Below are 19581 nucleotides of genomic sequence, written 5' to 3' on the forward strand. Positions count from 1 at the left end.
AGGCCCGGGCGCTTCATGCCAGAGATAACTGTAGTTGAGTCCTCCGGCCCGGGTCAAAATGGCGGCCGTGCGGCTCAGCAGACGGTGTTGTCAGCGGGCGTCTTGCCGTCCACGAGGTAGCCGTCCACGGCGTTGCCGACGCAGTCGTTGGAGCGGCCGTAGGCCGTGTGGCCCTCGCCCTCCCACGTCAGCAGGGAGGCGGTGCCCAGCTGCTTGCGCAGCTCGCTGGCCCACTCCACCGGGGTCGCCGGGTCGCCGGTGGTGCCGATCACGAGGATGTCGGTGGAGCCCTTGTAGTCAACCGGTGCCGGGGTGCGGACGTTCTTGTACGGCCACTCCTTGCAGCTGGTGCCCCCGTACGCGAAGTAGGAACCGAGGGTGGGGGAGTCCTTGCGCAGCTGCTGTTCGTCCGCGCGCATCCCCTCCGTGTCCGTCACCATGGGGTAGTCCAGGCAGTTGATGGCCGTAAAGGCGAAGGTCGAATTCGCGGAGTAACTGCCGTCCGGTTCGCGGTCGGCGCCGAAGTCGGCGAGCCGCAGCATCGGCGACACGTCGCCCTTCATCGCGCTGCCCAGGGCCTGCGTCAGCAGGGGCCAGTTGTCGTCGTTGTAGAACGGGAGGATGAATCCGCTGACGAACATGGAGGCGTTGACCATCCGGCCGTCCTTCGCTGCCCGCGGATCCGCTTCCACCGCGTTGATGATGTCCCGGATCTGCCCGACGGCGTCATCCGGGGTGCCGCTGAGCGGGCAGCCGCTCTGTTCGAGGCAGTGCGTCGCGTAAGCCAGGATGGCCTTCTCGAACGCCTTGGCCTGCCCGCTGGTCAGTTCCTCGTAGCTCAGAGAGGGGTCCATCGCCCCGTCCAGGACCATGCGGCCCACCGTGTCCGGAAAGAGGGAAGCGTAGGTGGAGCCCAGGAAGGTGCCGTAGGAGTAGCCGAGGTAGTTCAGCTTCTCGTCGTTGAGCACCCCGCGCAGGATGTCGAGGTCCTTGGCAGCGCTTGCGGTGTCCAGGTGGCCGAGGACGGGGCCGGTCTTCTCCGCACACTTGGCCGCGATGGCCTTGTTGTCGGCGAGTGCCTCGGCCAGCCCGGCGTCGGTGTCGAGTTTGTAGGTCTTCTCCCGGGAGGCGTCGCGCTCCTGGTCGGTGAGGCAGGTGACCGGGGCGGAGCGCTTCACGCCGCGCGGGTCAAAACCCACGATGTCGTAATTGGCGCGCACTTTCTCCGAGATGTTGGTGGCGCCCGCGTCCCGGACGAAGTCGTAGCCGGAGCCGCCCGGGCCGCCCGGGTTGACCAGCAGGCTGCCCTTTTTGTTGTTGCTCTTCGTGGGGAGTTTGAGCGCTGCGATCCCGATGGTGTCGCCGTCGGGCTTGCTGTAATCCAGCGGGACCTTGATGGTGGCGCACTGGAAGTCGGACTCGCACGGGGCCCAGTCGACCTTCTGGGTGTAGTAGCTGCGGAGCTCGGCAGGCGCGGCGTCAGCGATTTCGGGCTTGGGCGTGCTGCTGCTGTTGTTCTGCCCGCCGTTGCCACCGAAGAGCGTGCACGAGGACAGCACCAGGGCCAGTGCCATGGCGCCGGCAGCCCGCACGCCGATCGCTAGGGACCGGGATCTGGCGGGCACGGCTCGTGCGGACTTCATACTGTTCTCCTTGGTGGATCGGAACGGAGCGACGGACGGCTGCTTCCCGCCGGATGCGGAGGGCAGCCGGTCGGTTCACCGGGAAGAGGTCTCTTAATGATCCCTCAGATGAGGCTGGCGGCCATGGACTCGACGGCCAGCAGCGGTGCCACGTTGGAAGTGGTGATCCGTATGCGGGCCTTGTTGATGGCGTCCATGCGGGCAAGGGTGGTTTCGGGCGATGAGTGGCGGGCGAACTCAACGAGTTCACTCTGAAGCTCAACGTTGACCAGCTCGACGGCGTTCCCCATCTGGATGATCAGGACATCCCGGTAGAAGGACAGCAGGTCCGTCAGGGTGCGGTCCAGGGAGTCCGTCACCGACCGCTTGGCGCGGCGCTTCTGGTCATCCTCGAGCTGTTTGACCTGGCTCCGCATGGCGGGCGGCAGCGTGCCGCTTTCGGGCGCTCCGAGGGTGGCGAGCAGGGCGGCCTTTTCGGCGGCGTCGCGCTCCTCGTTCGAGCTGTTGGCTTCCTCGGTGGCGATCTTGACCAGTTTCTCGGCCATAAGCACCGCGGCGGTCACACCCCTGAGGCCCAGGGGAAACCGCACCGTCGCGAGCCGCCGCTCGCGGGCTTCAGGGTCCCGTGCCAGGCGCCGGGCAATGCCGACATGGCTTTGCGCCGCCCGCGCCGCGCGTTGCGCGACGGCCGGGTCGATGCCGTCGCGCTTGACCAGCAGGGCCGCGACGTCGGCCGCGGGCGGGAGCCGCAAGGCGACCGGGCGGCATCGCGAGCGGATGGTGACGAGGACGTCGGCGGGCGAGGGCGCGCAGAGCATCCACACGGTGCGGGGAGTGGGTTCCTCGATGGCTTTGAGCAGCACGTTGGTGGTGCGTTCGGCCATCCGGTCCGCATCCTCCACCACAATGATGCGCCAGCGTGCCGAGGAGGGCCGGTTACCGGCGGTGGCCACCAGGTCGCGGGCTTCGTCGATGGTGATGGTCACCTTTTCGGTGCGCACAAACGCGACGTCGGAGTGCGTCTCGCCCAGAATGGTCTGGCAGGCCGCGCACTCGCCGCAGCCGCGCTGGCCGACGTCGTCCTGGTCGCAGTTCAGGGCGGCGGCAAAGGCCTTCGCCGCGTTGGACCGGCCGGAACCCGGCGGGCCGGTGAACAACCATGCATGGGTCAGGCCATCGCCTTGGGCGGCCTGGCGCAGCTGGTCCACGACGGCGGGCTGGCCCTGCAGGTCGTCCCAGACGGTCATGCCTCCACCGTCCGGGAAAGGGGCAGCAGGGACTCGACCCGGGCAAGGATCTTCGCGGCCAGCTCATCGACAGGGAGGCGGGCGGGCAGTACCAGGTAATGCTCCGGCCGGGCCGCAGCGAGGTCGAGGAAGGCGGTGCGGATCCTGGCGTGGAATTCATCGGCCTCGGATTCCAGCCGGTCCTCAGCCGCGTCTCCCGCCGTCCGGCGCCGGCGGCCGACCTCCGGCTCGACGTCGAGCAGCACGGTCAGGTCCGGCTGCAGGCCGGAGGTGGCCCACTGGTTGATGTCCCGGACGGCGTCGGTGCCGAGGTCGCGGCCGGCGCCCTGGTAGGCGACGGAGGAATCGATGTAGCGGTCGGTAAGGACGATCTCCCCGCGCTCGAGGGCGGGGCGGATGACCTGGCTGGCGTGGGCGGCGCGGGAGGCGGCGAAGATCAGGGCCTCGGTGTGGGCATCGATGTGGCCGTGGCCGTGGTCCAGCACAAGGGACCGCAGTTTCTCCCCGATGGGGGTGCCCCCGGGTTCCCGGGTCCGCAGCACGGCAAAGCCTCGCGACTCGAGGGCCGCGGCCAGCTCCGCCGCCTGGGTTGACTTGCCGGCACCGTCGCCGCCTTCGAACGCGATGAACAGTCCGGAATTCTGGGTGGTCACTTCTCTAGCCTACCGACAATCCCTGACACGAATGCCCCCGGCGTAACGCCTTCGGCGCCCTGCCGGACGCCCAAGTACCCTGTCACCATGAGTCTTTCCGAAGAACAGGCAGCCGCGCTCAGCGCGGAAACAGTCGTGGTGGCGGCGGGCCGCCCGCCGCGGGAACGCGACCAGCCCGTCAACCCGCCGGTGGTGCTGTCCTCGACCTATTTCGGCACGGGCCCGCTGGGCGACGGCGACCGGGGCTATGGCCGCTACTCCAACGCCACCTGGGACCCGTTCGAGGAAGCCCTCGGCCAGCTGGAAGGCGCTGAGCTTCCCGGCCTTCTGTACGCCTCCGGCCTCGCCGCCGCCAGCTCGGCCCTGTCCCTCGTCCCGGCGCAGGGAGTGCTGGTGATGCCCTCGCACAGCTACGCCGGTTCCCTGGTGATGGCCACGGAGCTTGCCGAGAAGGGGTTCCTGGAGCTCCGCACGGTGGACATCGCGGACACCGACGCCGTGAAGGCGCTGCTCGCCCCGGCGGACGGGCGGCCCGCCGACATGCTGTGGCTGGAAAGTCCCACCAACCCGATGCTCGGCGTCGCGGACATCCGGGAGCTGACGGCCGCCGCGCACGCAGCCGGCGCCATCGTGGTCACGGACAACACCTTCTCCACCCCGCTCGTGCAGCAGCCGCTGGCGCTGGGTTCCGACGTCGTCCTCCACTCGGTGACCAAGTACCTGTCCGGCCATTCCGACGTTGTGCTGGGCGCCTTGGTGACGTCCGACGCCGGGCTCCGCTCCACACTCCTGCACCATCGGACCATCCACGGCGCCATCGCCGGTCCCATGGAGGCGTGGCTGGCCTTGCGCGGCCTGCGCACCCTGGCGCTGCGCGTTGAGCGGTCGCAGGCCTCGGCCGCGGTGCTCGCTGAACGGCTGAGCGCCCACCCCCGGGTCGGCAGCATCCGCTACCCGGGGCTGGCCTCGGATCCCGGACACGAACGGGCCAAGAGCCAGATGAAGGGGTTCGGCTCCATCCTCTGCATCGAGATGGCCCCAGTCGCCGGCAGCGGAAGCAGCAACGGCACCGGGGCCATGAGCGGCGCCGAAGCTGCGGACCGGATGATCCGTGCCCTGAAGCTTTGGCTGCCGGCCACCTCGCTCGGCGGAGTGGAGTCCCTGATTGAGCGGCGGCGCCGGCATACGGCCGAGCCGTTGAGCGTGCCGGAGAACCTGGTCCGGCTGAGCGTCGGGATCGAAAACGTGGAAGACCTTTGGGCCGATTTGGAGCAAGCCTTGGGCACTCTGGGCGGCTAGGCTGGGGGGATGGACGGAAGAGCGCTTATTTACTATGTCGAAACAGGGATCTATTTTCTCCTGGCCCTGGTAGCCCTCGCCCTTGAGGTGTGGGCGTTCTTCGACTGCCTGCGGCACAAAGCGAACGCCTTCGAGGCCGTGTCCAAGCGCACCAAGACCTTCTGGCTGGCCGTCACCGGCGGCGCCATGGCAGTGGGCCTGCTCTCCCTGCTGGGCGGCGGCGGGGGTCTCCTCGGCCCGCTGGGACTGTTCGGCCTCGTCGCCGTGACCGCGGCATCCGTGTACCTCGCCGATGTCCGCCCGGCCGTCAAAGACGCCGGCCGCGGCGGCAGCCGCAACATGGGCCCCTACGGCCCCTGGTAATCCCCACCGGCACCCTAAGCTCGCAAGCTCGCTCAGGGAACCCTGCCGGCGTGGGCCCCGCCACCGGCACCCTTAGCTCGCAAGCTCGCTCAGGGAACCCTGCCGGCGTGTGCCCCGCCACCGGCACCCTTAGCTCGCAAGCTCGCTCAGGGAACCCTGCCGGCGTGGGCACCCGCTACAGCCTCCCAGCCGACCGTTAGTTCGCCCAGCCGCCACCTGGCCGGCCCGTCCATCACCGGCCAGCCGCCGTCGCGCAGTGCTCGGCACATCGCGGTCCAGCGCTGCCGGTTGCCGAATGAGGCCAGCGGTGCCGCCTCCAGCCAGGCCCGGTCCATGGCCTGCAGGAAGTCGTGGATCCGCTCGCCCGGCACGTTCCGGTGGATGAGGGCCTTCGGCAGTCGCTCGGCCACGTCCGAGGGCAGCGCAAAACTGCCGAACCGCACGGACAGGCTCAGGCTCAGCGGCCGCTCCGCGTCCAGCGCCACCCACGTCGCCCGGCGGCCGATCTCGTCGCAGGTGCCGTCAATGAACAGTCCGTCCGGCGCCAGCCGGTCCTGGACCAGCCGCCAGATGGCCGCGACGTCGGCCTCTTCGTACTGCCGCAGCACGTTGAACGCCCGCACCAGGACGGGCCTGCCGGGCACCGGCAGTTCGAAGCCGCCCAGCTGGAAGCTCAGGCCGGGCCGTTCCAGTTCCTTGGCGAGCCGGACCCGCTCCGGCTCGATTTCGACGCCCACCACACGGACGTCCGGCCGGATACCGGACAGCCGTTCAAAGAGTTCGACGGCGGTGGCCGGGGACGCTCCGTAGCCCAGGTCCACGGCCAGGGGATCGGCGGCCGCGCGCAGCCGCCACGCCTGCGGTCCGGTCAGCCAGCGGTCCACCCGCCGCATCCGGTTGGGGTTGGTGGTGCCGCGGGTAATGTTGCCCACCGGCCGGCCCGCGCGGGTTCCGCCGCCCGGCGTCCCGTACTTGCCGCCGCCGGTTTGTCCCGTGCCGGATTTCCCCAGGGGATGGGAACGCGGGGAAACCACCCGCTCAGCCTTCTGCACCACACAGCAACCCTATCCTCCAACGCGGGGTCAGCCCCGGCCCATGCGGCGCCCCAGGACGGGCAGGGACTGACCCCGCGCTGCCCTGCGGGGGCCGATGTAACGCGCGGCACTGCCCGGAGCCGCTCCGCTAGGATGAAAACCATGACTTACAAGCTGATTCTGCTGCGCCACGGCCACAGCGAATGGAACGCCAAGAACCTGTTCACCGGCTGGGTGGACGTCGACCTCAACGACCAGGGCCGGGCCGAGGCGGTCCGCGGCGGCGAGCTTCTCGTGGAGAACAACATCCTCCCGGACGTCCTCTACACCTCCCTGCTGAAGCGGGCCATCAACACGGCGAACATCACCCTCGACAAGGCCGACCGCGGCTGGATCCCCGTGAAGCGCGACTGGCGGCTCAACGAGCGCCACTACGGCGCCCTCCAGGGCAAGGACAAGGCCCAGACCCTCGCCGAATACGGTGAAGAGCAGTTCATGACCTGGCGCCGGTCCTACGACACGCCGCCGCCGCCCCTCGATGACAACTCCGAGTTCTCCCAGGCGCACGACCCCCGCTACGCGGACCTCGGCGACGCGCTGCCCCGCACCGAGTGCCTCAAGGACGTCCTGGTCCGCCTGCTGCCCTACTGGGAGTCGGACATCAAGGCAGACCTCAAGGCCGGCAAGACCGTGCTGGTCACGGCCCATGGAAACTCCCTGCGCGCCCTCGTCAAGCACCTCGACGGCATCAGCGACGAAGCCATCGCCGGGCTGAACATCCCCACCGGCATCCCGCTGGTCTACGACCTGGACGATGACTTCAAGCCGCTGAACCCGGGCGGCACCTACCTCGATCCCGCGGCCGCCGCCGAAGCCATCCAGGCCGTGGCGAACCAGGGCAAGAAGTAGCCTTTCGGTCCACCGCACCAACGACGCCGGCCGGTCACCCCTCAAGGTGACCGGCCGGCGTCGTACGTATTGCTGGAAGTATCAGATGTGTTCGATGCCGTTCGGCTGCCAGGCGCCGGTCACCAGGTAGGTGACCTTCTGCGCCACGGACACGCCATGGTCCGCGAACCGCTCGAAGTAGCGGCTGGCCAGCGCGACGTCGACGGTCGTGGCGGGGGACTCGTGCCAGTCGCTGCGGGCGATCGCCTTGAAGACGCTCAGGTGCAGGTCGTTCACCACGGTGTTCGCCTTCATGATGTCCCGGGCCACTTCCAGGTCACGGGTTTCCAGCAGCACGGTCAGCTTCTCCGCGATGAACAGGTCCTGCTCAGCGAAGCTCTTGAAGGTACCGCGCAGCTGCTCGGGGATCACGGTCGAGGGGTAGCGGAGGCGCGCCAGCTGGGCGAGGTGGCGGGCCAGGTCGCCCATGCGCTCCAGCGAGGCACTCATCCGGAGGGAACCCACGATCATCCGCAGGTCGCTGGCCACCGGGCCCTGCAGGGCAAGGATGTCGATGGCACGCTCGTCCAGGCTGTTCTGCAGGAAGTCGATCCGCGCATCGGCAGCGATGACGTCCTCGGCCAGATCAATGTCGGCGCCGTCAAAGGCAGTCGTGGCTTTCTCGATGGCCTCACTGACCAGCTTCGAGATTTCGACGAGCTGTTCCCCCACTTGGACGAGCTCTTCCTGAAAAACCTTGCGCACGTGTGCGTCCTTTCTTCGGAAACAATGCCGCCACCAGGAGTGGCCGGCCCATTTCGATTCACCTCTCGGCGCTCCAACGGTCAAGTCTTCCAGCGCCGGGTGAACTGTTACGCCCCAATAGGTGAACGTTAGCTGAACCGGGGCGGGAATAGGGGGAGATTTCAGTTTCCGGCACGGGGCAGAGCATAAGCTGGAGCCGTGGATCCAATGCTCATCGGCGTGATTGCCGGCCTGGTCGGCCTGTCGCTCGGCGTCTTCGGCGTGCTCGCGTTCAGGGTCAGCGAGCAGCAGCGGAAGCTGGTGGACGTCGAGTTCGAGGACCCCTCGCTGCCTGAGGGCGCCGCCGAGGTGCTGGCCGCCGTCGGCCGCGCCTTTGTGGTGGTCGACGCGATCGACGGCGTTGTCCGTGCCAGCCCCGCCGCCTACGCTTACGGCCTGGTGCGCGGCCACACCCTGGTCCACGAGCAGCTGCTGGAAATGACCGCCAAGGTGCGGCGCGACGGGGTCATCCTCGAACGGCTCCTTGAACTCCCGCGCGGCCCGCTGGGGCAGGGGACCATCGTGGTCCAGGTCCGGGCCGCCGTGATCGCCGAAGAGTACATCCTGCTGCTCGCCGACGACCGGACAGAGGTCACCCGCACCGAGGAGGTCCGGAACGACTTCGTCGCCAACGTCTCCCATGAGCTGAAGACGCCGGTCGGAGCCATCTCGCTGCTGGCCGAGGCCCTGGAGTCCTCGGCGGACGATCCGGAGGCCGTGCGCCGCTTCGCCAAACGCACGCACAAGGAATCCGCCCGGCTGGCCGCCTTGGTGCAGGACATCATCGAATTGTCCCGGCTGCAGGGCGCCAACGTCGCCCAGCAGGGACGGGCCGTGGACATCAACACGGTGGTCGCCGAAGCCGTGGACCGGTCCCAGCTGCCGGCCGAAAGCAAAAACATCGAACTTGTGGTCGGCGGCCGGACCGACTCGATGGTCTACGGCGACCAGGACCAACTGGTGACGGCGCTGCGCAACCTGATCGACAACGCCATCCGGTACTCCCCGGAGAACACCCGGGTGGGGATCGGCATCCGGTCCAAGGACGGCCTCGTGGCCGTGTCCGTGACGGACCAGGGCGAGGGGCTCAGCCCCGAGGACCAGGAACGGGTCTTTGAACGCTTCTACCGCGTGGACGCCGCACGGTCGCGCCACACCGGAGGAACCGGCCTTGGCCTCAGCATCGTCAAGCACGTCATCGCCAACCACGGCGGCGAAGTGACCCTGTGGTCACAGCCGGGCCAGGGCTGCACGTTCACCATCCGGCTTCCGGAACTGGAAGGCCAGGAACCTGACGGCGCCGACGCCCAGAACCCCAAACCGATCCGAAGTGACGCCGCAGGCGCCCATGAACAAGGAGCTACCGCTTGAGCAGGATTCTAGTTGTGGAGGACGAGGAGTCCTTCAGCGACCCCCTGTCCTACCTGTTGGGCAAGGAAGGATTCGAAGTGGAGGTGGTGGACAACGGCATTGACGCCATCACCGAATTCGACCGCAACGGCGCCGACCTGGTGCTGCTGGACCTGCAGCTGCCCGGACAGTCGGGCACGGAAGTCTGCCGGCAGCTGCGGCAGCGCTCGTCGGTGCCGGTGATCATGCTGACGGCAAAGGACGCCGAAATCGACAAGGTGGTGGGCCTGGAGCTGGGCGCCGACGACTACGTCACCAAGCCCTACTCGTCCCGGGAGCTGGTGGCCCGCGTCCGGGCCGTGCTGCGCCGCCAGGGCGAGCCGGAGGAGCTGGTGTCCAGCACCGTCCAGGCTGGCCCGGTCCGGATGGACATTGAACGGCACGTGGTCACCGTCAGCGGCGAGCAGGTTTCGCTGCCGCTGAAGGAATTCGAGCTCCTGGAGATGCTGCTGCGGAACTCCGGCCGGGTGCTGACCCGGGGGCAGCTGATCGACAGGGTCTGGGGATCGGATTACGTGGGGGACACGAAGACCCTGGACGTCCACGTGAAGCGGCTGCGCAGCAAGGTCGAACCGGACCCCTCGGCGCCCAGGCACCTGATCACCGTCCGCGGCCTGGGATACAAGTTCGACCCCTAAACCGGTCCGGCCGTCAGACACAAAAGGAGGGGCACCCGCACGGGTGCCCCTCCTTTTGCGTCTGCGGACGCTAGTGGTCTGCGCCGCCCGTCGGCGACGGGGTGGACGTCGGCGTGGCCGAGCCCGTGGGCTCGCTGCCGGCCGGCAGGTACTGCTTGTAGTCGGTGATGGTGCCGTCAACGACCGGAACCTTGAACGTGGTGTTCTGGTTGGTGCCGTCCTCGGAGATGCGGACCTCGACCAGGGATCCCGGGGCCCCGCCCGTGGTGCTGAGGATCGCCTCGTCTGCGGATTCGTTGAGCAGTGTGTAGGAGTTCTGCTTGACCGGGATCTGCGTCTGCGACCCGCCGGCGCCGGCGATCACCAGCGTGACGTCCTCGGAGGAGGAGTTGTAGACGGCGCCGAGCACGCGGCCCGGCTTGTCCTCGCCGCCGGAGACGATCAGCATGTTGCGCAGCTGGAGCGGGCCGACGTTGGCCTGCGTTCCGTCTGACGCCGCATACGACGCGGTGGTCTGCTGGGGGTTGATGTAGCCGCAGCCGGTCACGGACAGCAGGCCGATGCCCAGAGCAGCCGTTGCCATTGCCAGCTTGCCGCGCTGGCCCCGGTTCATCGCAGTGAAACCCACGTCACGCACTCCTTGAGAGTCTTGGAACATTCTTCAGCCATAGCCTATCGGCAAACCGCGCCAAACGATGATTCGGGGCGGACACATTGCCCCGGGTCAGAGGCCGGCGGGGCGCCCGCTGGGGGTTGCCGCGGACTCTTGGCAAAGGCATGCCAATGCACTAATATCCGCTTTCGTCAAGGGGTCCAGCAGGGCCGATTTGGCCCATTTTCCGCGTATTCATGCGGTTCTTCGGCCCGTTCCATGCCAGTCGTATGCCTTATCCGTGATAAACTGGTCTGCGGGAAAGGGGAATGTTTACATGGTTTTTGAGGTCGGCGAGACAGTAGTTTACCCTCACCACGGTGCAGCAAAAATTGAAGAAATCAAGATGCGCACTGTCAAGGGCGAAGAGAAGATGTATCTCAAGCTCAAGGTGGCCCAGGGTGATCTGACCATTGAAGTTCCAGCAGAAAACGTTGACCTTGTTGGGGTTCGTGACGTAGTGGGCAAAGAAGGACTGGAGCACGTGTTTGAAGTGCTGCGGGCCGAGTTCACTGAAGAGCCCACCAACTGGTCGCGTCGATACAAGGCAAACCTGGAGAAGCTTGCTTCCGGTGACGTCATCAAGGTGGCAGAGGTCGTCCGCGACCTGTGGCGCCGCGATCACGATCGGGGTCTCTCCGCAGGAGAGAAGCGCATGCTGGCCAAGGCCCGCCAGATTCTGATTTCAGAACTGGCGCTGGCTGAGAAGACTGATGAAGAGAAGGCCGCAAGCGTTCTCGACGAGGTTCTGGCTTCCTAAGCAACGAGTCGAACAGACAAGAATTAAACCCCGGTGGCGACAAGGCCGCCGGGGTTTCTTTTTTGTCCTGATACCCCAAGGTAGCCCGCAGCGGGACGCCGGGACGTAGTCTTGTGGCCATGGACTCTGCACCGACCAACACCCCACCGGCCGGCCCCCTCACCGCGGTCATCGTCGTGGCCGCCGGCTCCGGCGAACGCCTGGGTTACGGCATGCCCAAAGCCAAGGTCCCCCTCGGCGGGGACAGCATCCTCATCCACGCCCTGCGGGGCGTCGCCGCGGCAGGCGTCGCACAGCATATCTGCGTCGCCATCCCGCCCGGGGACCCGGAGCTCCGGGGCCTCTGTGAAACGTTCGAGCGGGAGCTCGCGGTGGAAGGCCCGCAGGCGCCCGTTCCGGGGGCTGCCGGGCAGCTTCCCGTGGTGACCGTCGTCGACGGCGGCGCCAGCCGCGCCGACTCGGTCCGCGCAGCGCTGCAGGCGCTCCAGCCGGAGATCGAGGCGGTCCTGGTCCATGATGCTGCTCGCGCACTGACCCCGGAGGCCGTCTTCCACCGGGTGTCCCGCGCACTCGCCGCCGGCGCCCAGGCCGTCATCCCCGTCATGCCCGTGGTCGACACCGTCAAGACCGTGGAACCTGCCGCGGCCGATGCGCCCGCCCCCGAGCTGGTCACCGGCACCGCTGCCCGGGAGACCCTGCGGGCGGTCCAGACGCCGCAGGGATTCCAGCTGGCCACCCTCCGCAGTGCCCACGCCGCAGCGGCGTCGCTCGACGCCGCGCAGGCAGCTGCCGTGACCGACGACGCCATGCTCGTGGAACTCCTCGGCGTCCCCGTCCACGCGGTGCGCGGCGCAAGCCAGTCGCTGAAGATCACCACCCCGCTGGACCTGATCATCGCCGAGGGCCTCCTCGAAGGCCCGCTGGGCGCGCGGTGGGTGGAAGGCTGAGCATGTCCTCCCACCACAGCACCCCGCTGCCCGTAATCCCCCGGACCGGAATCGGCATCGACGTCCACGCCTACGCCCCGGAGGACGCGCCCCAGCCGCTCTGGCTGGGCGGCCTGTTCTGGGACGGGGAACGGGGGCTCTCCGGCCATTCCGACGGCGACCCCGTCGCGCACGCCGCCGCCGACGCCCTGTTCTCCGCCTGCGGCGTGGGGGACCTCGGGACGCATTTCGGCACCGACCGCCCCGAGTATGCCGGGGCCTCCGGTGTGACCCTGCTGGCCGAAGCCGCGCGGATCGTCCGCGCGGAAGGCTTCGAGATCGGGAACATCGCCGTGCAGTTCGTGGCCAACCGGCCCAAGTTCGGCCCCCGCCGGGAGGAATCCCAGCGGGTCCTGAGCGAGGCCGCCGGCGCCCCCGTCAGCGTCTCGGCCACCACCAGCGACGGGCTCGGTTTCACTGGCCGCGGCGAGGGTATCTCGGCCACGGCCACAGCCCTGGTGTACCCCGTCCGCTCGGCGTCCCCGGAGTCCGTCGCCTAGGCTTAACGCAGATTCCCTTCCGCGAGACACCAGGAGACTCCCCGTGACCAAGCTGCTGCCCGCCGTCGTCCTTGTGGCTGGACTGCTGCTGACCGGCTGCGCCGCGACGCCGAAGATGAGCGTCCAGGACAGTTGCGCGTTCCTCAACCAGGACACCTTCGTCCCCACGGGAAACCAGCAGCAGCAGGCGGACCAGATTTCCAAGCACTACCAGGAAGTCGCGGACAAGGTGGCCCCCGAGGTGGCGGCGCCCATCCAGAAAATGGCGGACGTCATGAAGGACGTCGCCGGTTCCTCGCTCGGCGCCAAGAGCGAGGAACAGACCAAGCAGCTCGCCGACCAGATGAACAAGATCGGCGAATACTGCAAGTAGGCGCCCGCGGGCCGTCCGCACCCCGGGCGTCGGAACCGATCGGCTAATCTGGAGCGGTGACCCTGCGCTTCTATGACACTGCATCCGCCGAAGTCCGCGACTTCGTCCCCCTGGTTCCGGGCAAAGTGAGCCTCTACTACTGCGGCGCCACGGTGCAGGGCATGCCGCACGTCGGGCACATCCGCTCCGCGATCGCCTTCGACCAGCTCACCCGCTGGCTGCAGTACCGCGGATTCCGCGTCACCTCGGTCCGCAACGTCACCGACATCGACGACAAGATCCTCGCGAAGTCGGCGGATTCCTTCGCCCCTGACTTCGCGGACGAGCCCGGCTCTGTCCGCGAGGAGGAATGGTGGGCGCTGGCCTACCGGTACGAGCAGGAATTCCTCAAGGCCTACGACACCCTGGGCGTCTCCCGCCCCACCTACGAACCCCGGGCCACCGGCCACATCCCGGAAATGCACGCCCTCATCCAGCAGCTGATCGACCGCGGCCACGCCTACCCCGCCCTCGACGATTCCGGCGACGTGTACTTCGACGTGCGCTCCTGGGCCAACTACGGATCGCTGACCCGGCAGAAGATCGACGACATGCAGGGCGCCCCCGACGCCGATCCCCGCGGAAAGCGGGACCCCCGCGACTTCGCGCTCTGGAAGGGCCACAAGGAGGGGGAGCCGGCGACGGCGGCCTGGGCGTCGCCGTGGGGCACCGGCCGTCCGGGCTGGCACCTCGAATGCTCCGCGATGGTCACCAAGTACCTCGGCACCGAGTTCGACATCCACGGCGGCGGGCTGGACCTCCGGTTCCCGCACCACGAAAACGAGATGGCCCAGTCCCAGGCCGCCGGCCACGGCTTCGCCAACTTCTGGATGCACAACGGCATGGTCACCTACGCCGGCGAGAAGATGTCCAAGTCCATCGGCAACACCATCAGCCCCGCCGAAATGCTGGAACTCGCGCCGGCCCGCGTGGTCCGGTACTACCTCGGCCAGGCGCACTACCGTTCGGTGCTGGACTACCAGCCGACGTCCCTGCAGGAGGCCGCGGCCGCCGTCGAACGCATCGACGGCTTCATCAGCCGCGCCCTGCGGACCCTTGCCGGCGCCGACGGCGGATCTCCCGCCATTGGCTTCGCCAGCGACGGCACCGTGCCGGACGCTTTCGCTGCCGCGATGGACGACGACCTCAACGTCCCGCAGGCACTGGCGGTCCTGCACGACACCGTCCGCGCCGGCAATACGGCGCTCACCGCGGGGGAGCTCGACGACGCCCGGCAGGCACTCGCCGGCGTCACCGACATGCTGCGTGTCCTGGGGCTCAACGACGCCGCCGGGCCCGCGGTGGACCAGCAAAGCTCTGAAGCCCTCGGTGTGCTGATCGAGGCCCAGCTCACCGCCCGGGCCCAAGCCCGCGCCGGCAAGGACTGGGCCGCCTCCGACGCCATCCGCGACACCCTCGCCGCGGCCGGCGTCGTCGTCGAGGACGGCCCGGACGGCGCCAGCTGGAGCCTCAAGCGCGGCTGATTCAGGGCCCTTCCCGGTGCGGGACCGCGGCCCCGCCATCCCAAGCGGTCGAGGATTTAACTCGAGTCAGTAGACTGGAGTTCAGACTTATCAACGAATCGCGTATTTAAAAGGGTGGAAATCATGGCCAACAACGGTCGCCGGTCGGTCAAACTGAAGAAGGGCCCCACCGTCGGAACCGGCGGTCACGGCCGCAAGGCTCTCGAGGGCAAGGGGCCGACGCCCAAGGCGGAGGACCGCCCGTACCACAAGGCCCACAAGAACAAGCAGCTCGCCGAGCGTTCGGCCGCGAAGCGCCCCGGCGCTCCCCGCAACGCCGGCGCACGCTCCGGCCCCAAGGGCCGCGCCACGGAAGAAGTGGTCACCGGCCGCAACTCCGTCGTCGAGGCGCTGCGCGCCGGCATCCCGGCCAAGGCCCTGCACGTCGCCATCCGCATCGAAATGGATGACCGCGTCAAGGAGTCCCTCAAGCTCGCGGCCGAGCGCGGCATCCCGCTGCTCGAAACCGGCAAGCCTGAGCTGGACCGGATGACCGACGACGCCATCCACCAGGGCCTGGTGCTGCAGATCCCGCCGTACGAATACCAGGACGCCTACGAGCTCGCGGAAGAAACCATCGAGGCCTGGAAGAAGGGCCACGTCGCCAACGCGCCCCTCTTCGTCGCCCTCGACGGCATCACCGATCCGCGCAACCTCGGCGCGATTATCCGCTCGGTCTCCGCGTTCAGCGGCCACGGCGTCATTGTCCCGGAACGCCGCTCCGTCGGCGTCACCGCCTCCGCCTGGAAGACCAGCGCCGGTGCCGCCGTCCGCGTCCCCGTGGCACGCGCCGCCAACCTGAACAACACCCTGAAGGCCTTCAAGAACATGGGCATCTATGTCCTGGGCCTCGACGGCGACGGCGACGTCTCGCTGCCCGACCTCACCCTCGCCACCGAACCGGTCTGCATCGTGGTCGGCTCCGAAGGCAAGGGCCTCAGCCGCCTGGTCCGCGAAAACTGCGACCAGATCGTCTCCATCCCGATCGACTCCGCCATGGAATCCCTCAACGCCTCCATGGCCGTCGGTATCTCCCTCTACGAAATCTCCCGCCAGCGAGCCGCCAAGTAAGCTTCGGTTGCGTTCCGGTTGCGGCGGTTGGGTCCGCCGGAACCGGAGCTTTCCCGTCGCCGGGTTTCGCCGTCACCGGAGCTTTGCCGTCGCTTAGCGGTCAGCCCCTTCCCAAACTTCGCAAGCTCAGTTCGGGGCCCGCGGGGCTTCCCTTCCTCCCGACGCTCCGCTCGGCCGCGGGTGGCCTCGCTCCGCTCTGGTCGGCGATGCGCTCCTTGCAAAACTCCGGTACCAGCTCAGACGCTCCCTCACCTTTGGCGGGAATTGACCAAACGCTCCCTCACCTTTGGCGGCCGGATGTCGGACGCTCTCTCACCTTTGGCGGCCGGATGTCGGACGCTCTCTCACCTTTGGCGAGAACCAAGGAAACGCTTTCTCACATTTAGTGAGGGAGCGTTTTCCGTTTAACGGCGAAAGGTGAGGGAGGGTTGCCGGTAGAACAGCCAAAGGTGAGGGAGCGTCGTTTGTCCGAAGCACCTCATGTCAGGGTGTGCTGACTGCGTGCGGGCGCCGGGGGCTTGCTAAGGAGCGCATCGCCGACCAGAGCTCTCGGAGGCCGTCCGCGGCCGGAGAGAGCGGCGGGAGGTGTCTAGGCGACGGCAAGGCGCCGGTGTCCGGGGACGGTGACCAAAGGGAAGGTGACCTCGGGCGAACCCGCGGCTGCGTTAGAACTTGTGGCGGTTGGCGAGGACCGGGAGCTTGGTGCGGGCTTCCTTGACGGCTGCGGGGTCCAGGTCGGCGAACAGCAGGCCGGGGGCGCCGTCGAGCTCTTCGAGGACTTCGCCGAAGGGGGAGACGACGGCGGAGTGCCCGACGCCGGTGGGTGCCGTGCCCTTGGGCTCGAGACCAACGCTGGCGGGGTCGCCCTGGCCGCAGGCGAGGACGAAGGTGGTGGAGTCGGCGGCGCGGGCGCGGGCCAGGAGTTTCCACTGGTCGGCCTTGCCGGGGCCGGAACCCCAGGAGGCGCACACGATGTTGACCTCGGCGCCGCGGTCGGCGTTCTCGGTGAACAGTGCCGGGAAACGGATGTCGTAGCAGGTGGCCAGGCCAAAGGTGGCGCCGTTGTAGTCGAAGGTGACCGGTTCGGTGCCGGCGTCGACTGTGTCGGATTCCGCGAAGCCGAAGGCGTCAAACAGGTGGATCTTGTCGTAGCTGGCCTCAAGGCCCCGGCCGGTGACCAGCAGCGTGTTGCGCACCTTGCCGCCGTCGTTCCCCTGGCCTGGGGTAAACATCCCCGCGACGATCACGATGTCCTGGTCCGCGGCGATGGCCCGCACCCGGGAGGCCCACGGCCCGTCCAGCGGCTCCGCGATGTCCAGCAGCGAGTTGCCGAAGGCCCGCATGGTGGCTTCCGGGAAGACCACCAGCTCCGCACCGCCGGCCTTGGCCCGCGCCGCGTAGTCCGCCACAAGGGCCAGATTCTCGGCAAGGTCGCGTCCGGTGATGATCTGAGCGAGTGCAATCCGCACTGTTACCTCCATTTTCGGCGTTGATTCCAGTATGCAGTGCCCCTGTTACGTACACTGCCTATCGTCAGTTAAACCGGAACGGGCCGTTTGTTCGGCCCCGCTAAACTTTAAGCAATGGTCATGCCCTACGTAGACACAGCTTCCACCGTAGACGCCTCCCGTGCGTTTCCGCTGGGAATCAGCGTTCCGGCCACCGGTTCGCCGGTAATGGACGATCCTCGGGGTGCCTTCGCGAACGTGGCGGTTTTCGCGCCCGGTGTGACCACTTTGGAGATCGCCTACCAGGCGCCCGGCGGGGCGTGGCAGCTGAAAACGCTGCCCAATGTGACCGACGGCGTCCACCACGGCATCGTCGAGGGCATCCCGGTCGGGTCGCGCTACGGTTTCCGGGCGTCCCCGGAGCATGAGGCGCTGCCGCTCTCCATGCCCGCCACGGACTTCGACGCCGACGGCGCGCAGCCGCTCCTGCTGGACCCTTACGGCCGGGCCGTGGACGAGCGCGAGAATCTCATCACCAGCGTCCGGATGGACAGCGGCTTCGACTGGGGCGCCGACCGCAGCCCCCGGGTGCCGTGGCGGAACACCATCATCTACGAGGCCCACGTCCGCGGCCAGACCAAGCTGCACCCGGACGTCCCCGAGGACCTCCAGGGCACCTACGCCGGACTGGCGCACCCCGCCATGATCGAGCACCTGATCTCGCTGGGGGTCACCACCGTCCAGCTCCTCCCGGTGCACTTCCACGTGGACGAACCGCACCTGCAGAACCTCGGTATGACGAACTACTGGGGCTACAACACCGCCGCGTTCTTCGCCCCGCACCCCGGCTACGCCACCGAGGCGGCACAGGCCGCGGGGGCGCAGGCCGTCCAGGACGAGTTCAAGGGCATGGTCAAGCTGCTGCACGCGGCGGGCCTCGAGGTGGTGCTCGACGTCGTCTACAACCACACGGCGGAGGGCGGCCAGGACGGCCGCACGCTCAGCTTCCGCGGCCTAGGCGAGATGACGTACTACCGCAACGACGGCCACGGCAAGTACGTGGACACCACCGGCTGCGGCAACAGCCTGAACTTCGGCGAGCCCCGCGTGGTCCAGCTGGTCCTGGATTCCCTGCGCTACTGGGTGAACGAATTCCACATCGACGGGTTCCGCTTCGACCTCGCGGTCACGCTGGCCCGCAACGCAGCGAACGAATTCGACCCCCGGCACCCGTTCCTCGTCGCAATCGGTGCCGACCCGGTGCTGTCCGCGACGAAGCTCATCGCCGAGCCCTGGGACGTCGGCTACGGTGGCTGGCAGACCGGCCGGTTCCCGCCCGGCTGGGTGGACTGGAACGACCACTTCCGCGACGCCGTGCGCAGCTTCTGGCTCGCCGACCGCGCAGCGATCGACGCCGGCGGGCAGGGCGGTTCGGTGGCCCGCCTCGCGGATGCGCTCTCCGGCTCCGCGAGCCTCTTCGAACCGTCCGGCCGGTCGCGGCTGGCCTCCGTCAACCTGGTCACCGCCCACGACGGGTTCACGCTCGCCGACCTCGTGTCCTACGACCGCAAGCACAACGAGGCCAACGGGGAGCAGAACCGGGACGGCCACGGCGACAACCGCAGCTACAACCACGGCTTCGAGGGCCCCACGGAGGACGAGGACGTCCTCGGCCGCCGGGCGCAGTCCAGCCGCAACCTCATGGCCTCGCTTATGGTGTCCCAGGGCGTGCCCATGATCACCGCCGGGGACGAGATCGGCCGCACGCAGCAGGGCAACAACAATGCCTACTGCCAGGACAACCCCATCACCTGGATTGACTGGACCAGCACGCCCGCGTCGCACGCGATGCTGCGCAGCACCAAGCGCGTGATCCGGCTCCGCAAGGAGTTCCTGGCCGGGCAGCCGCACGACTACCCCACACGTGAAAAGCAGTCCTACTTCCACTGGTTCGACGAGAACGGCGAGCCCATGGGAGGCGACCGGTGGCACGATCCCGGCCACCGGCTGGTGCAGCTGCTCCTGGGGTCCGACGACGGCCACGTGGACGGGCTGGTGGTGGTCAACGGCAGCCCCCGGGACGTCAAGGTCACCCTGCCGCCGCTCAGCAACGAGGACGGCACCGGCCACCGGCTCTTCGAGCTGCGCCTGACCACCTCCGAGCTCCACGACCGGCGCCAGGGCATCCGGGTCGCCGCGGGCGAGCGGGACGTGGTGCAGGCCAACTCCATCAACATCTACCGCACGTAG

The 19581-nt window shown here is 68.1% G+C and carries 19 protein-coding genes; 12 read left to right on the forward strand and 7 right to left on the reverse strand.

Annotated features, from left to right (window positions below; all coding sequences use genetic code 11):
- Positions 1 to 74: 74 nt before the first annotated feature.
- From AR539_RS05730 to tmk, 3 genes are all read right to left on the reverse strand, one after another.
- Positions 75 to 1643 (reverse strand): alpha/beta hydrolase, encoded by a 1569-nt coding sequence (locus AR539_RS05730; protein ID WP_066433479.1) that lies wholly within the window; start codon positions 1641 to 1643, stop codon positions 75 to 77.
- A 104-nt stretch (positions 1644 to 1747) separates the two neighbouring features.
- Positions 1748 to 2890 carry a DNA polymerase III subunit delta' gene (locus AR539_RS05735; protein WP_066433480.1) on the reverse strand — a complete coding sequence of 381 codons (1143 nt, stop codon included), beginning with the start codon at positions 2888 to 2890 and terminating at the stop codon, positions 1748 to 1750.
- Entirely contained in the window at positions 2887 to 3543 is a 657-nt protein-coding gene (gene tmk / locus AR539_RS05740; RefSeq protein ID WP_066433481.1) for a dTMP kinase, read from the reverse strand. Before tmk ends, AR539_RS05735 begins: the two co-directional genes overlap by 4 nt.
- 87 nt (positions 3544 to 3630) lie before the next feature.
- On the opposite strand from tmk, the gene AR539_RS05745 reads away from it, so the two are divergent.
- Entirely contained in the window at positions 3631 to 4842 is a 1212-nt protein-coding gene (locus AR539_RS05745) for a trans-sulfuration enzyme family protein (protein WP_066433484.1), read from the forward strand.
- Positions 4843 to 4851: 9 nt separating this feature from the next.
- The gene (locus tag AR539_RS05750; protein WP_066433487.1) at positions 4852 to 5205 is read left to right on the forward strand and encodes a DUF2516 family protein; all 354 of its coding nucleotides are present in this window, start codon (positions 4852 to 4854) and stop codon (positions 5203 to 5205) included.
- A 146-nt stretch (positions 5206 to 5351) separates the two neighbouring features.
- Here AR539_RS05750 and AR539_RS05755 read toward each other — a convergent pair whose 3' ends face one another.
- Positions 5352 to 6257, reverse strand: a complete 906-nt coding sequence (locus AR539_RS05755) for a class I SAM-dependent methyltransferase (protein ID WP_442854401.1) — start codon at positions 6255 to 6257, stop codon at positions 5352 to 5354.
- 144 nt (positions 6258 to 6401) lie between these two features.
- Here AR539_RS05755 and AR539_RS05760 point away from each other — a divergent pair, with 144 nt between their 5' ends.
- Complete coding sequence (locus tag AR539_RS05760) at positions 6402 to 7148, forward strand: phosphoglyceromutase (RefSeq protein ID WP_066433489.1); 747 nt, start codon at positions 6402 to 6404, stop codon at positions 7146 to 7148.
- Between the two features lie 81 nt (positions 7149 to 7229).
- Here AR539_RS05760 and phoU read toward each other — a convergent pair whose 3' ends face one another.
- On the reverse strand, positions 7230 to 7892 hold the full coding sequence (gene phoU, locus AR539_RS05765) for a phosphate signaling complex protein PhoU (protein WP_066433491.1): 663 nt from the start codon (positions 7890 to 7892) through the stop codon (positions 7230 to 7232).
- Positions 7893 to 8099: 207 nt separating this feature from the next.
- Between phoU and AR539_RS05770 the strand changes: the two genes are divergently transcribed.
- A complete protein-coding gene (locus AR539_RS05770; RefSeq protein ID WP_066433494.1) occupies positions 8100 to 9302 on the forward strand; it encodes a sensor histidine kinase in 1203 nt (400 codons plus the stop codon).
- Positions 9299 to 9979 (forward strand): response regulator transcription factor, encoded by a 681-nt coding sequence (locus tag AR539_RS05775; protein WP_066433497.1) that lies wholly within the window; start codon positions 9299 to 9301, stop codon positions 9977 to 9979. The genes AR539_RS05770 and AR539_RS05775 overlap by 4 nt, the downstream gene beginning before the upstream one ends.
- 70 nt (positions 9980 to 10049) lie before the next feature.
- Here the strand turns inward: AR539_RS05775 and AR539_RS05780 are convergent, their stop codons facing one another.
- Positions 10050 to 10592: a hypothetical protein gene (locus tag AR539_RS05780; protein ID WP_066433498.1), complete on the reverse strand. Its 543-nt coding sequence runs from the start codon at positions 10590 to 10592 to the stop codon at positions 10050 to 10052.
- A 316-nt stretch (positions 10593 to 10908) separates the two neighbouring features.
- Here AR539_RS05780 and AR539_RS05785 point away from each other — a divergent pair, with 316 nt between their 5' ends.
- From AR539_RS05785 to rlmB, 6 genes are all read left to right on the forward strand, one after another.
- Positions 10909 to 11391, forward strand: a complete 483-nt coding sequence (locus tag AR539_RS05785; RefSeq protein WP_024367191.1) for a CarD family transcriptional regulator — start codon at positions 10909 to 10911, stop codon at positions 11389 to 11391.
- Between the two features lie 119 nt (positions 11392 to 11510).
- Positions 11511 to 12338, forward strand: a complete 828-nt coding sequence (gene ispD / locus AR539_RS05790; protein WP_066436132.1) for a 2-C-methyl-D-erythritol 4-phosphate cytidylyltransferase — start codon at positions 11511 to 11513, stop codon at positions 12336 to 12338.
- A 2-nt stretch (positions 12339 to 12340) separates the two neighbouring features.
- Positions 12341 to 12877, forward strand: coding sequence for a 2-C-methyl-D-erythritol 2,4-cyclodiphosphate synthase (ispF, locus tag AR539_RS05795; protein ID WP_066433501.1), 537 nt, complete (start codon positions 12341 to 12343; stop codon positions 12875 to 12877).
- A 43-nt stretch (positions 12878 to 12920) separates the two neighbouring features.
- On the forward strand, positions 12921 to 13250 hold the full coding sequence (locus AR539_RS05800; protein WP_066433506.1) for a hypothetical protein: 330 nt from the start codon (positions 12921 to 12923) through the stop codon (positions 13248 to 13250).
- A gap of 56 nt (positions 13251 to 13306) precedes the next feature.
- Positions 13307 to 14773: a cysteine--tRNA ligase gene (cysS, locus tag AR539_RS05805; RefSeq protein WP_066433514.1), complete on the forward strand. Its 1467-nt coding sequence runs from the start codon at positions 13307 to 13309 to the stop codon at positions 14771 to 14773.
- Positions 14774 to 14896: 123 nt separating this feature from the next.
- Positions 14897 to 15883, forward strand: coding sequence for a 23S rRNA (guanosine(2251)-2'-O)-methyltransferase RlmB (gene rlmB, locus AR539_RS05810; RefSeq protein ID WP_066436135.1), 987 nt, complete (start codon positions 14897 to 14899; stop codon positions 15881 to 15883).
- A 665-nt stretch (positions 15884 to 16548) separates the two neighbouring features.
- Here the strand turns inward: rlmB and AR539_RS05815 are convergent.
- A complete protein-coding gene (locus tag AR539_RS05815; RefSeq protein ID WP_066436138.1) occupies positions 16549 to 17352 on the reverse strand; it encodes a carbon-nitrogen hydrolase family protein in 804 nt (267 codons plus the stop codon).
- 114 nt (positions 17353 to 17466) lie between these two features.
- Between AR539_RS05815 and glgX the strand changes: the two genes are divergently transcribed.
- The gene (glgX, locus tag AR539_RS05820; RefSeq protein WP_066433517.1) at positions 17467 to 19581 is read left to right on the forward strand and encodes a glycogen debranching protein GlgX; all 2115 of its coding nucleotides are present in this window, start codon (positions 17467 to 17469) and stop codon (positions 19579 to 19581) included.

Source organism: Arthrobacter sp. EPSL27, from assembly GCF_001512305.1.
Classification (GTDB): domain Bacteria; phylum Actinomycetota; class Actinomycetes; order Actinomycetales; family Micrococcaceae; genus Arthrobacter.